General features: G+C 65.6%; 10 protein-coding genes. 4 read left to right on the top strand and 6 right to left on the bottom strand.

Features of this window, described 5'->3' with window-relative positions:
• Positions 1-62 precede the first annotated feature (62 nt).
• From fhuB to ACIPK7_RS05130, 5 genes are all read right to left on the bottom strand, one after another.
• Entirely contained in the window at positions 63-2,072 is a 2,010-nt protein-coding gene (gene fhuB / locus ACIPK7_RS05150; protein WP_401085971.1) for a Fe(3+)-hydroxamate ABC transporter permease FhuB, read from the bottom strand.
• Positions 2,065-2,970: an ABC transporter substrate-binding protein gene (locus ACIPK7_RS05145; RefSeq protein WP_401085968.1), complete on the bottom strand. Its 906-nt coding sequence runs from the start codon at positions 2,968-2,970 to the stop codon at positions 2,065-2,067. The genes fhuB and ACIPK7_RS05145 overlap by 8 nt, the downstream gene beginning before the upstream one ends.
• A 126-nt stretch (positions 2,971-3,096) precedes the next feature.
• Positions 3,097-5,493: a TonB-dependent siderophore receptor gene (locus ACIPK7_RS05140; protein WP_401085966.1), complete on the bottom strand. Its 2,397-nt coding sequence runs from the start codon at positions 5,491-5,493 to the stop codon at positions 3,097-3,099.
• Between the two features lie 162 nt (positions 5,494-5,655).
• Complete coding sequence (locus tag ACIPK7_RS05135) at positions 5,656-7,344, bottom strand: cyclic peptide export ABC transporter (RefSeq protein ID WP_401085963.1); 1,689 nt, start codon at positions 7,342-7,344, stop codon at positions 5,656-5,658.
• A 352-nt stretch (positions 7,345-7,696) separates the two neighbouring features.
• A complete protein-coding gene (locus tag ACIPK7_RS05130) occupies positions 7,697-8,731 on the bottom strand; it encodes a FecR family protein (RefSeq protein ID WP_401085961.1) in 1,035 nt (344 codons plus the stop codon).
• Positions 8,732-8,857: 126 nt separating this feature from the next.
• Between ACIPK7_RS05130 and ACIPK7_RS05125 the strand changes: the two genes are divergently transcribed.
• From ACIPK7_RS05125 to fhuF, 4 genes are all read left to right on the top strand, one after another.
• Positions 8,858-9,364, top strand: a complete 507-nt coding sequence (locus ACIPK7_RS05125; RefSeq protein ID WP_401085958.1) for a sigma-70 family RNA polymerase sigma factor — start codon at positions 8,858-8,860, stop codon at positions 9,362-9,364.
• A gap of 335 nt (positions 9,365-9,699) precedes the next feature.
• Entirely contained in the window at positions 9,700-11,034 is a 1,335-nt protein-coding gene (locus ACIPK7_RS05120) for a lysine N(6)-hydroxylase/L-ornithine N(5)-oxygenase family protein (RefSeq protein ID WP_192431308.1), read from the top strand.
• Between the two features lie 98 nt (positions 11,035-11,132).
• A complete protein-coding gene (locus ACIPK7_RS05115) occupies positions 11,133-12,119 on the top strand; it encodes a GNAT family N-acetyltransferase (RefSeq protein ID WP_401085955.1) in 987 nt (328 codons plus the stop codon).
• 31 nt (positions 12,120-12,150) lie between these two features.
• The gene (gene fhuF, locus ACIPK7_RS05110) at positions 12,151-12,906 is read left to right on the top strand and encodes a siderophore-iron reductase FhuF (RefSeq protein ID WP_401085952.1); all 756 of its coding nucleotides are present in this window, start codon (positions 12,151-12,153) and stop codon (positions 12,904-12,906) included.
• Between the two features lie 48 nt (positions 12,907-12,954).
• Here fhuF and ACIPK7_RS05105 read toward each other — a convergent pair whose 3' ends face one another.
• Entirely contained in the window at positions 12,955-13,722 is a 768-nt protein-coding gene (locus ACIPK7_RS05105) for an ATP-binding cassette domain-containing protein (protein ID WP_401085949.1), read from the bottom strand.
• Positions 13,723-13,840 lie beyond the last annotated feature (118 nt).

Raw genomic sequence — 13,840 nt, 5'->3', positions numbered from 1 at the left:
TGTAGGAGCGAGCCATGCTCGCGAACAGCGGACAAAGTCCGCTGTATTCGGAAACGCTCAGTTCAGCCTTGCCGCTCCCGATGCATCAGCCAGAGGAAGTACGGGCAACCGATGAACGCTGCCAGCAATCCCGCCGACACAGGCCAGGGATAGGCGATGTTCCGTCCCAGCCAATCCGCCACCACCATGATCAGCGCCCCGGCCACCGCGCTCAGCAGCACTTGCGGCGCGGCGCGGCGCACGCCGAGGTGGCGGGCGATGTGGGGGCCGATCAGGCCGACGAAGCTCAGCGGGCCGACGATGATGGTCGCGGTGGCGGTGAGCACCGCGGCAGTGAGCAGGATCGCCAGGTGGCTCAGGCGCAGCCGCAGCCCCAGCGCTGTCGCCGTGCCATTGCCCAGCGTCAGCAGGTCCAGCGGGCGCGTCAGCAGCAGGCTGACGCCAATCATCACTGCGCCGACCAGTAGCCCGGTGCTCGCCGAGACCACGTCCACCTGATAGGTCGAGCCGGTCATCCAGCTCATCATCGCCGTCATGCGCGGGTCGCCGCTGGCCAGCAGCAAAGTGCTCAGCGAGTGCAGCAAGGTGGTCAGGCACACGCCGGTGAGCAGCAGCCGCTCGGCGTTGAAGGTCTTGCGCCAGGCGAACCACAGCAGCAGGCCCAGCGTCAGCAGCGCGCCGATGCTGGCCGCCGGCACCATGTAGGCCTGCGGCTGCGGCATCACCAGGAACAGCACCAGCACGGCGATCGCCGAACCGGACGTGGCCCCCAGGACTTCCGGGCTGGCCATGGGGTTGCCGGTCAGGCGCTGCACCAGCAGGCCGGCCACGGCGAGCATGGCGCCGGCAGCCAGCGAGCCGAGTACACGCGGCAGGCGCCATTGCGCGATGGCATCGTTCAGGCCGGCGTCGCCCCAGTGCCAGCCATTGGCGTCCACTGCGAAGAAGACCGCCGGCAACGTCAGCAGGCCAAGCAGGATCGCCGCGCCGACGATCAGCCGCCACGGGTGTTCGCGCTGCGGCCTGGCCGGCGTCGGACGCGGGACGATGCCGCCGCTGCGCTGGCGGCTGAGCAGCCACAGTAGCAGCGGTACGCTGAAGATGCCGGTGAGGATGCCGGCGGGAATTTCCCCGGCGAAACGCGACAGTTCGCGGGCGATCTGGTCCACCACACAGAGCAGCGCGGCGCCCAGCAGTGGCGCCCAGATCAGGCGTTGCTTGAGCGTGCGCGCACCGCACAGCCGCGCAATGGCCGGCGCGGCGAGGCCGACGAAAGCCAGCATGCCCACTGCGCTGGTGACGAACGCACTCAGCGCCACAGCCACGGCCAGACCCATTACGCGGGTGCGCAGCAGGTTCACGCCCACCGCCGCGGCCCCTTCGTCTTCCAGCCCCAGCGCGGCCAGCGGGCGCACCATCAGCAGCGCGATGACCATGGCCACCGCCAGGCGCGGGGCGAGGTAAAACGCGCCGTCCCAGCCACTCTGGTTCAGCGAGCCGGCCTGCCAGAGCAGCAGGTCGATCAGGTAGTCGTGGTTGAACAGCACCAGCAGCGCGTTGAGCGAAACGCAGTAAAGGCTGATGACCATGCCGGCGAGGATGAAGCGCAGCGGCGACAGGGTGCGGCCCCAGGCGAAGGCGAACAGCAGGCAGGCCGCCAGGGTCGCGCCGGCCAGGGTGACGGCTTCCAGGCCGTGCACCAGCAGGGTCGGGGCGAAGATGGTGGCGGCCGACAGGGCGAGGTTGGCGCCGGCGGACACGCCGAGGGTCACCGGTTCTGCCAGTGGGTTGCGCAGGATCTGCTGGAACAACGTGCCAGCCAGGGCCAGGGCGGCGCCGGCCATCAGGCTCACCGCCAGGCGCGGGAAGAAGCTGAAGTGCAGCAGCACCTGGCGCACGTCGTCCAGGTCCGGTGACCACAGTGCCTGCCACCAGAGGTCGCGGGGAAGGGCGACTTGCAGGCCATGGAGCACCAGCAGGCCAGCGAGAATCGCCAGCACCAAGGTGCAGATCGCGGGGCCAAGGCCCAGGCCACGGCGAGGGGCGACGAGGCCGAGCGTCGATTCAGACATGGGCGACCTCCGTGGCGTTGTCCAGGTAGGTCGCGATGCGCTCGGCAAGATCGAGCACCGAGGCGGCGCCGGCATAGGGATAGAAGCGTTGCAGCGTCAGCGTGTGACCCCGACGCACGGCGGGCAGATTGGCCCATAGGTCGTTGGGCTGCCGCAAGCTCTGCAGGCGCGCCGAGGTGGTGGGGATGTCGACGTAGACCAGGTGTGCATCGGGGCGCTCGGCCAGGCGCTCGATGCTGACCATGGCCAGTCCGACCGGGCCCACCGGGCCTTGCCAGGCATTCTCGACGCCGAGGCGGTCGAGCACGTCCTGCACCATGCTGTTCTTGCCGTAGACCGCTGCGTGACGGCCATCCTGGTTGAGCACCGCAACGCACACCGGCGGCAGCGCGTGGCCCGCCAGCTTCGCGCGCAGTTCAGCGAGGCGCTGCTCGCCGGCGGCGATGTAGTCGGCGGCAACCTGTTCGACGCCGAGTCGGCGGGCGAGATTGCGCATGAACTCGGTGGTGGCGCGCCAGGCACCGTTGGCGGCCGGGTAGATGGCCACGCGCTCGGTGGGCGCGATGCCGTTCAGGCGGCGCTCCAGGGTTGGAGTCATGGGGTCGCTGAGGATCAGTTGCGGTTGCAGCTGCTGGATCAGTTCGAGGTTCGGTTCCCAGTAGGGACCCACGTCACGCACGCTCTCGGGCAGCGGCTGAGTAGGCATACGCACCCGGTAGTAGCGGTCGTCGGAGATCGCCAGGGGCGGTACGCCCAGGGTCAGCAGCGTCTCGGCGGCCACCCAGTTGAGCGCGATGATCCGCGTCAGGCGCTCGCCAGCGAACACCGGCAGGCCGGAAGCGCAGGCCAGCCCGCCGATGGCGAGGCCCTGCAACAGGTGGCGACGGGTGAGGGACATGCACTACTCCTCGCGTGAAACAGGCTCTTGAAACAACACGCCTTTGAAACGGCAAAAGGGCTCCCTGCGAACAGGGAGCCCGGAAACAGCAGGCGGAAGTAGCGCACGGCCGCCTCCGCCAGCGGCTTACCAGCTGTACTTCACGCTGGTCATGACGGTGCGGCGCAGGCCTGGGTAGCAGGAGATCGGGCTGTCGCAGGTCGCGGCATACTCCTCGTCCAGCAGGTTCTGGGCGTTCACCGAGAGGGTCACGTTCTTGTTCAGCGGGTAGCTCACGCCAGCGTCGAACAGGGTGTAGTTGTCGACGTGGTAGGTGTTGGCGTTGTTGCCGTAGAGCGAGCCGGTGTAGCGCACGCCGCCGCCGATGGAGAGGCCGTCCACCGCACCTTCGTGGAAGGTGTAATTCAGCCAGCCGTTGGCCATGTGCTCGGGCACGTTGGCCGGGCGGTTGCCCTCGTTGGCGTCGTTGCTCTTGGTGATCTTGGCCTTGGTGTAGGTGTACGAGGCCAGCAGGTCCCAGTTCTGGTCCAGCTTGGCTTTGAGTTCGGCCTCGATGCCGCGCGAGCGCTGCTCGCCGGTGGCCTCGCTGAAGCCAGTGGGCACGCCGTTGGCGTTCAGCTGGTTGGTGAGGATGTTTTCCTTGGTCAGCTCGTAGGCGGCCAGGGTGATCAGCAGGGTTTCGTCCGGCTGAAACTTCACGCCCGCTTCGTACTGGTGGGCCTCGCTGGCCTTGAAGGCGCCGCCGTCGGAGGTGATGCCGGTGTTAGGCACGAACGACTCGGAGTAGCTGACGTAAGGCGCCAGGCCGAAGTCGGTCAGGTAGGTCAGGCCGACACGGCCGGTGAAAGCGTTGTCCTTCTGCATGGTGTGGGCGCCCACGTGGTTGTCCAGGTCATTGCGCACGTAGTCGTAGCGGCCGCCGGCGGTGAGGATCCAGTGGTCGTCGAACTTGATCTGGTCCTGCAGGTAGGCGCCGATCTGCTCGATGTTCTGGTCGTAGTCGATGGCCTGACCGGCGAGGGTGGTGTCCTTGGTCGGCCGCGGAACGCTCTGGCCGTAAACCGGGTTATCCAGGTTCAGCGACGGGCCGAGGGTACGCCAGCGGGCGATATTGGCGTCCTGCCAGCTGTAGTCTGCGCCCATCAGCAGGGTGTGCTTGATTGCGCCGGTATCGAAGTTGGCCTGCAACTGGTTGTCCAGGTTGAAGGTGTCCATGTGCTGGTCGAAGCGGTCCGCGGTGCGGATGATGTTCCTGCCGACCTGCAGCTGCGGCAGCAGGTTGGCGAAGGTCAGGTCGACCTGGCCGTAACGCGCGTTCTGGCGGAATTCCCAGATGTCGTTGAGGCGATGGCGAAACTCGTAGCCCAGGGTGTACTGGTCCTGGTCGAAGTGGTTGTAATTGTGGTCGCCGAGCAGAGTGCCGGTGGGGTGGCCGTTGACGCTGTAGTCGAAGATCGAGCCGGAGTTGCGGTCGCGCAGGAAGTCGGTGAGCACGGTCAGACTGGTGTCTTCGTCCGGCGCCCAGGTGAAGGACGGGGCGATGTAGTAGCGGTCGTCCTCGACCTCGTGGCCGTCGTCGTACTCGGCCTGGGTGTTGGCGTCGCGGGCCAGGCCCACCACGCGGTAGAGAAATTGGTTCTGCTCATCCAGCGCGCCGCCGAGGTCGAACTGGCCCTGCTTGCGGTCATGGTTGCCGCCAGTCAGCTCGACTTCGTTGACGTGGTTGGCCGTGGGCTTCTTGCTCACGCGGTTGACGATACCGCCGGCATCACCCAGGCCGAACAGGCTGGAAGACGGGCCACGGACCACGTCGATGCGCTCGAAGGCATAGGGCTCGCTGCGAAAGAAGGCGTAGCTGTTGTTCTGCTGGCGCAGACCGTTGAGGTAGTCGCTGGTGGCCTGGGCGTTGAAGCCGCGGATGTACATCCAGTCGAAGCCTTTCGGATCGAGGCCGTAGGCTTCCACCTTGACGCCGGGCACATAGCGCAGCGCTTCGGTTACGGTCTGCGCGCCCTGGGCATCCATCTGCTTGCGGGTGACCACCGAGATCGACTGGGGGATTTCCAGCAGCGGGGTATCGGTCTTGCTGCCGCTGTTGGAGGTGCGCGGCACATAGCTGTCTTCGCCTTCGACGGCGCCGGTGATGACCTGGGCGGACATGTTCAGGGTGTCGCCACTGGCGGAGTCGGCGCCAAGCAGGGTCACGCGGCTGCCTTCGACCTGATACTTGATGCCGGTGCCCTGCAGCAGGCGTTCCAGCGCCTGGGCGGGCTCCATCTCGCCGCGCACGCCGGGTGCGCGCAGGTTCTGCACCTGGCTCTGGTTGAAGACGATCTGCAGGTTCGACTGCGCGCCCAGGCTGGTGAGCGCGGAAGCCAGGGACTGGGCCGGGATGTCGATGCGGACCGGAGCAGCCTCGACGGCGGAAGCCGCCAGGACCATCCCCAGGGCGGTGGCGCGGACCAGACGGGCCAGGGGTTTCACCTTGTGCCGGGTTTGCAGCGCGGTACGGGTGCGACTCACTTGTTTAGCTCCTTTAACCTTGAAGGCATGATCTTGTAATGCAGTTTTTAATAAGAATGATTCAGCTTTATGTGACGCGCCGGTTGGAAAAAACCGGAAAAATCCGTTCGATCTTTTTTTGTTGCTGAGCGACGACCGGGTGAAAGGTCGGCCACCGGGCCGTCAGTGCATGGCTATACCGGAACCACCTCGTGACGCTGCAGTGCGGTGGTCCTCGATCTCGACGATCTGCCCGGCGCGCATGCGCAGCAGGCGATCCGCGACGTCGAAATAGCGGTCGTCGTGAGAGATCACGATCAGTGTCTTGCCCTGGGCACGAAGCTCGGGCAGCAGCTCGGTGTAGAAAATCCGGCGGAATTCCGGGTCCTGGTCTGCCGCCCACTCGTCGAACACCAGCACCGGGCGCTTCTCCAGCCAGGCCTGTACCAGCGCCAGGCGCTTGCGCTGTCCGGTCGAGAGGTCGGTGGTGGAGAACTCCTGGCCTTCAAGGCTGACCTTGTGGGCGATCTCCAGGCGTTCGAGGTAGCGGCCGGCCTCGACCGGGATGTCCTGGCTGCCCTTGAGCAGGTCCTCGAAGAGGAAGTAGTCGGCGAAGATGGTGGTGAACAGCTGTCGGTAGTCGTCGCGGCTGGAGTCGGTCACCACCTCGCCGTTGAGCAGCAGCTCGCCGCCACGCGGGGCATAGAGGCCGAGCAGCAGCTTGATCATGGTGGTCTTGCCGCAGCCGTTCTCGCCGGCAATAAAAAGGATTTCGCCACGGCTGACCGTGAGGTTCAGCGGGCCGACGGCGAAGCCAGGGGAACCGTCGTCGGTGGGGTAGTGATAGGTCAGGTCGCGCAGTTCGATGGACTGGAAGTCCAGCGGCTGGCGACCGTCATCGGCCAATAGAAGGTTCGGCTCCGGTGAGGAGAAACGCACCGACAGCTCGGCAATGCGGCGGAACGCGACCTGTGCGCGGGTCACCACTGGCAGTTGGCCGATCAGGCCTTCCAGTGGCCCCTTCATATACAGCAGCACCAGGATGAAACCGGACAGGGTGGCCTGGTCGGTGCTCGGCCACAGCGACTGGTAGGCCAGTGCCACGCCGATGACGATGAAGAACAGCGTCGAGCCGAAGCCCTTGGCGACATTGAACAGGTTGATCGAGCGCAGCTGGATGTCACAGATTTCATCGGCGGTGCCCTGCAGGCGCTCGCTATAGTGCTGGAAGCGGCGCGGGCGGCTGATGCGCAGTTCCTTGGCGCCCTCGGCGATGGCGCGGTAGTGCTTCTGCAGCTCGTCTTCCTTGTCCCGCGCCTCGAAGAAGCCCTTGATGCCCTTGGCCCGCGCGACGTATTGCACGGCGCTGCCGACGACGATGGCGATGGCGGTCGCGAGGAACATCGGCGGCGACAGCCACGCCAGGTAGCCCAGGCAGCCGAGCGTGGTGGTCAGCGCGACCGCCAGCGGCGCGAAGGCGAAGGCGAAGTCGCTGATGGTGTCGATGTCGTGGGTCAGCACCGGGATCAGCCGGTGGCTGCGGTAGCGCTCGATCTGCTCGATGGGCGCGGAGATGATCTTGCTGCCCAGGTCCTTGCGCAGCCGCGCGATCACATGCTGGCCGACATAGTTGGTGCCCATGTCGGAAATGATCGAGCCCAGCAGCGCCAAGGTGCAGAGCCCGGCGAACCCCAGCAGCAGGCCGGCCGGCATGCCGCCTGGCGAATGCAGGCTGTAGTTGATGGTGGCGAGCAGCGCGGTGATAGCAGAGCCACCGAGAACTCCCAGCAGGGTGGCGGCGGTCAGCGGCAGCCAGTGTGGCCGCAGCAGTTTGAGCATCTCGCGAAAGGCGCTTGGAGCGGGAGTTTGCATCGTCTTTTCCTGGACCGGGCCTGCCAGGGGGCAGGCCGCACAACGGGGCGAGACGGTGCGCGAATCAGGAAATCATCGGCAAATCCGAATCGTTCCTATCAAGACGAATGAAGCTGGAAAAAACTGAAGAGAATTTGCGAATTTCTCGCAAATAAGAAATGGCTGGCTGGCGAGGGCTGCTCGCCGGTGATCTCGAACTCCGCCGCATAGGAATTTGCGAGCAAGGACTGGGCGTCCCCCTCGGTCCTACGAAGAGCATTCCGAGGTCGGAGGAGCGAGCTTGCTCGCGAACCCGCACGGCACGCCAGGGACGTAGGGCGGATAACCCGGAACAGGTTATCCGCCAGCCCGGCTAGAGCGGAACGTACCGACTGGCCAGCACGATGCGGCCCTGGCTGTCCGTGTTCAGCTCCACCGGCAGCACCTTGGGCAGCGAGTCCACCAGCGCCTGCAGGTCGTCGGTGCGGTAGATGCCGCCGATGCGCATCGCCGCTGCGGTGGTGTCGCCGACGAATACCGGCTGCCGGAGGTAGCGGTTGATCAGCGGCAGGGCGGCCTGCAGGGTGAGGTCATCGATCACCAGCTTGCCCTCGATCCAGGCAATGGCGCCGGCGGGCGCGACCTGGGCCAGTTCGATGCGCTGGCTGCCCTGGCTGTAGCGTGCCTGCATGCCCGGCGTGAGCTGGGCGCTGTTGCCGTCTACGCTGTCCGGCGGGCTGACCACCACCGAGCCTTCGAGCAGGGTAACCAGCATCTGGTGCGGGTCGGTCCAGACGTTGAAGCGCGTACCGGTGACCCGCACGCTGCCGTTGTCGGTGTAGACCGAGAAGGGTTGCAGGGTGTCGTGGGTCACCCGGAAGTACGCCTCGCCGCCGCTTTTCAACCAGGCGCTGCGGCGATCGCGGAAGTCGGCGAAGTACAGTTGCGAGTTGCTGTTGAGCTCGACTTTCGAGCCATCGGCCAATTCCACCTCGCGTGCGCCGGGCTGCGCGGCGTAATAGCCAACCTTCGAAGGCAGCCAGCCGGCTGACCAACCTGCCGACCACACGGCGCCGATGGCCACCAGCACTCCAGCGGCCACAGCGGCGATGCGCTTGCCGCTGCGAGGGCGGCGAGCGGTGCTGCTGCGGCGGCCGCTCAGTGGCGCTGGTGCTGGCGTTGCCATGGGTGCGGGTGCGATTCGCGGAGTTGGCGTCAGCAGTTCCGAGAGCTGCCAGATTTCCAGCATCGCCTGGTATTCGACCTCGTGCCGTGCGTCGAGCGCGAGCCATTGCGCGAACCCGGCGCGCTCGGCCTCGCTGCACTCTTCGTCGTGCAGACGCGCGCACCAGTGCGCAGCTTCGGCGCTGATGCGGTCATCGTCGAACGGGGAAGGGGAGCTGGTCATCGGGAATCTCGGTAAGGCCATTTGCGGCCGATATCACACTTTCTTTTCGCGTTGATGCGAGTGATTATAAATAAGCCTGACTCGGACTGTCAGTAGGCGCCTACAGCCTCGACTGTTTTTCATAGGATGCCCGACGGGGTGGAAAGCGCGTTCATCCGGTATTACAAGGAGCTGGTCCTGTACCTCAATCGCAGCCTTGGCGACCGCCAGACGGCTGCCGATGTGACGCAGGAGGCCTTCCTGCGCCTGCTCGACCGCAAGGGTGGCGAGCATATCGAACAACCCCGCGCATTTCTCTACCGCACGGCGGTCAACCTCAGCATCGACCTGCATCGGCGAGGCCGCGTGCGCCGCGCCGAAGAGCTGGAAACCCTCGACCGCGAAGGCTGCATCGACGAGCGCTGCCCGCAGGAAGAAGCCAGCCATCAGCAGCAACTGCAATTGCTCCAGCGCGCCCTTGGTGAATTGCCCGAGGCTTGTCGCCGCGCCTTCGTGCTGCGCAAGGTCGAGGGCTGCAGCCATGTCGAGATCGCGCAGGCCATGGGTATTTCTCGCGATATGGTGGAGAAGCACATCGTCAACGCGATGAGGCATTGCCGGCTGCGCCTGAAAGCCTGGAGCGGGCAGGGCTGACAGCGGTTGTTGTTCGTAGGCGACTGCGAGCCGCATTTACATACACAGACGCATGGCATGCACCAGGATTTAGTCCCACGTGGCCTGCGCACCGATTCCTGCCGTTTACGCCCGCTCGTCACTCTGAAATTTTCATGACTTAGTGAGAATCATTCTAAATTTCGCCAGACCTGTCTCGTCTTTCCAGATAACGCGCTATCGACAGCGCAAATCATGGGCGACACGCAGGAGCGAGCGCCAACCGCCGGCTGGCGGGGCGCTCCAGGCAGAGCAGTAAGCCGCCGACTCCTGCGTGGCCACGCCCCACGGCCATCGCGATACAGGACATTGGCACCATGACCCAGATGATCACCCCGACCTACGACGTGCTCGGCATCGGTTTCGGCCCCTCCAACCTGGCGCTGGCGATCGCCCTGCAGGAGCAGGCGCGACGCGAGGGTCGCCACTACCACGCACTGTTCCTCGACAAGCAGGCCGACTACCGCTGGCACGGCAACACCCTGGTGGCGCAGAGCGAACTGCAGATCTCCTTCCTCAAGGACCTGGTGACCCTGCGCAATCCCACCAGCCCGTACAGCTTCGTCAACTACCTGCATGCGATGGGCCGGCTGATCGACTTCACCAACCTGGGCACCTTCTATCCGTGCCGCATGGAGTACAACGACTACCTGCGCTGGGTCAGTGAGCAGTTCGCCGAGCAGCGCGTCTGCGGCGAAACCGTCAGCCGCGTCGAGCCGGTGCAGGGCCCGGACGGCATCGAGTTGGTCAAGGTGCTGTCCACTGATGCCCGTGGCCATGAACGCTTCCGTCTGGCGCGTAGCGTGGTGGTGAGCACGGGCGGCACGCCGCGCTTCCCGTCGGCCTTCAATCACCTGCGCGACGACCCGCGGGTGTTCCACCACGCCCGCTACCTGGAATGCATGGCCGAGCAGCGCTGCAACCAGAACGAGCCGATGCGCATCGCGGTGATCGGCGGCGGCCAGAGCGCGGCCGAAGCCTTCATCGACCTGAACGACAGCTTCCCCTCGGTGAAGGTCGACATGGTCCTGCGCGCGGCGGTGCTCAAGCCGGCCGACGACAGCCCCTTCGTCAACGAAATCTTCGCCCCGCGCTACACCGACCTGGTGTTCAACGAGCCCAAGGCCGAGCGCGAGAAGCTGATCCAGGAATTCCACAACACCAACTACTCGGTGGTGGACCTGGACCTGATCGAGCGCATCTACGGCATCTTCTACCGGCAGAAAGTGGCCGGCGTGGATCGCCATGCCTTCCTCTGCCGCCGCAATGTGGAGGCGGCCAAGGCTGACGCCGACGGTATCGAGCTGACCCTGCGCGACAGCGCCACCGGTGCGGTGGAAACCCATCGCTACGATGCGGTGATCCTCGCCACCGGCTACGAGCGCAAGTCGCACCGCGAACTGCTCGCGCCGCTGCAGGAGTACCTGGGTGACTTCGAAGTGGGCCGCGACTACCGCGTGTTGGCTGACAAGCGCCTGCATGCCGGCATCTACCTGCAGGGCTTCACCCAGGACAGCCACGGCCTGAGCGATACGCTGCTGTCGGTGCTGCCGATGCGCGCGCAGGAAATCGCCGCGTCGATGTTCGAGCACCTGCCGCCGCACGAGACCGCGCACAAGCCGACGCGCCCGCTGACTGCGGAAAGCGCCTGACCCGCAAGGCCCGGAATCGATGTCCGGGTCGAGTAAATTTCTGCCTACCCTGCTCGTCATACGAGCGGGGTCGTTGCATTCACGAAAGGGAACCCACCATGACGCCCAGTTTTTCCCTGCCGCTGCCCGATGGCCGCAAGCTCTCCGCCGATCTCGGAACCCATGGCCTGACCCTGCTGCTGGACGGCCAGCCGTTGTTGAGCGCGCAACGCGAAGGTGAGTGCTGGCAGCTGAGTTCAGCGCCAACCACGGAGGCGCTGTGGAAGCTGGCCTACTGGACCTTCGCTGGCGATACACAGAGCGATCGCGTGCAATTCGCTGCCGCCAATGTCCCGGTCGAAGCTTTCGAGCAAGGCCTGGTGAGCCTCGACGACGTTGGCGGGCGCCTGCAGATCGAGCGTTCCGCGTTCTGGCAACTGCCCGCCGCCTGGCACAGGGGCTTGGCCAGCGCCAACTATCCGCAGGTCTATCGCATGAGCGGCGGCCGCCGCCATCCGCTGCGCGCACCCAAGCCGCAGGGTGAGGTCTATCGCCGCTTCGACGCGAAGCTGGGCCAGTGGATTTCCCTGCGCACCCTCGACATCGAACTGGACCTGGAACGCTTCAGCCGCTGGCAGAACAGCCCGCGCGTGCTGGAGTTCTGGCAGGAAGGCGGCACCCTGGAGCAGCACCGCGCCTACCTGGAAAAAGCTGCCGCCGACCCGCACACCACCACCCTCATCGGCTGCATCGACGACGAGCCGTTCGCCTACTACGAAGCCTACTGGGCCAAGGAAGACCGCATCGCGCCGTTCTACGACGTGGGCGACTACGACCGCGGCATCCATATGCTGGTGGGCGAGGAAAGCCACCGTGGTCCGCACAAGGTGGAAAGCTGGATGACTGCGCTGGTGCACTACCTGCTGCTGGACGACCCGCGCACCCAGCGCATCGTCGCTGAGCCGCGCGCCGACAACGCGAAGATGATCGGCCACATGCAGCGCCTGGGCTTCTGGTGCGAGAAGGAATTCAACTTCCCGCACAAGCGCGCCGCGTTGATGGTGCAGAGCCGGGAAACCTTCTTCGAGCGTTGCGGCCTGTGCTGACAGCGGTTCGTTGCGTGCCTGAGGGCTCCCGGTGATCGCAGCCCTCGCTCCCCTGTATTTCGGTGAGTTCGCCAGCTACCGCGAGGTGCTGGTGACTCGCGACGATCCCCGGCCATCGATCCCGGCGTGTGCCTTGCTGGAACGGGAGATGCTCGACAGCGTGCTGCGCCGTTTCGACCCACCCCACGCCGATGGCGACCGCCGCGCGCTGGCTTCGCAGTGGTCCAAGTGGTACCTGGTGCGCCTCATTCCACCGGTGGTGGCTGCCGCGCTGGTGCTCGGTCGCACACTGCCGCTGGGGTTCGATGAGGTGGAAGTGGTATTGGATGCCCAGGGCATTCCTGAGGCATTCAAGTTGCCGGGCGAGGGCGGGCCTTTTGCCGCGCCGCCAGGCGATCCGTTCCAGCGCTTTGCCCATCTGCTGGAAGGGCACCTGCAGCCTTTCATCCATACGCTGGCAACGGAGGCGCGGCTCTCGCCCAGAGTGCTCTGGAGCAACGCTGGCAACTACTTCGAATGGTTCATCGGCGAGATGGCCAAGCTGCCGCCCCTGGCCTCGATGCTCGGCCACGGCCGCGAGCTATTGGAGACCGAGCGCCGTCCGGACGGCATGCGCAACCCGCTGTTCAAGCCGATCCAGTATGTCGAGGTTTCGTGCGAGCAGCGGGCCAACGGGCTTTGGCGGCAGCGGCGGACCTGCTGCATTCGCTATCGGCTGGGCACCATCGGCCATTGCGACAACTGCCCGCTGATCGACGAGCCGCCGCCGGAGGTGAGCGATCTGTAACGCACCCTGCGTCGGCGTCGCACGCGTTTACCTGTAGGAACGCCGATATCAGTGCAGAAAACTGATCGGCGACCCATCCACCGGGTTGCTCAGCACGCCCATGGGAATCCCGTAGATATCCTCCAGCGTCTCCCCGCGCATCAGTTCCGCTGGCGAGCCCTGGGCCAACAGGCGGCCGCCGTGCAGGGCGATCAGGTGGTCGCAGTAGCGCGCCGCCATGTTGATATCGTGCAGCACTACCAGTACGCCCAGGCCCAGTTCGCGGCTGAGTTCGTGGACGCGGGAGAGCACCTCGACCTGGTGGGCGATATCCAGCGCCGAAGTCGGCTCGTCCAGCAGCAGGTAGCGGCTGTTTTGCGCCAGCAGCATGGCCAGCCAGACGCGCTGGCGTTCGCCGCCGGAGAGCAGGTCCACCGGGCGATCGGCAAAGGCCAGGGTGTCGGTGAGGTCCAGCGCGCGATCGATCTGCTGGCGGTCCTCGCCGGTGAAGCGTCCCAGTGCGCCGTGCCACGGATAGCGGCCGAAGGCGACCAGCTCGCGCACGGTCAGGCCGTCGGTCTGCGGCAGTTGCTGCGGCAGGTAAGCCACCTGGCGCGCGAAGTCGCGGTTGCCCCAGTCCTGCAGCAGCTTGCCGTCCAGGCGGATGCTGCCGCCGCTGGCTTGTTGCTGACGGGCCAGCAGCTTGAGCAGGGTGGACTTGCCCGAACCGTTGTGACCGATCAGGCCGATCATGTTGCCGTCGGCCAGCTGCAGGCTCAGCGGTTGCAGAAGCGTGCGACCGGGGACGCTGAAACTGACATTTTCCAGTTCGAACATGGGGTCATCCGTAGTGGCGGCGTGGCCAGGAAAAGCGGGAGCCCGACTCTAATCCAATTGCTAATGGTTATCAATTTTCCAGGGCGCTGCGGAACCGTCGGATTGATTGCCTGTCACT

The organism is Pseudomonas sp. NPDC086581 (assembly GCF_044746165.1).
GTDB lineage: Bacteria > Pseudomonadota > Gammaproteobacteria > Pseudomonadales > Pseudomonadaceae > Pseudomonas.
This window is presented reverse-complemented; position numbering and strand designations above follow the sequence as displayed.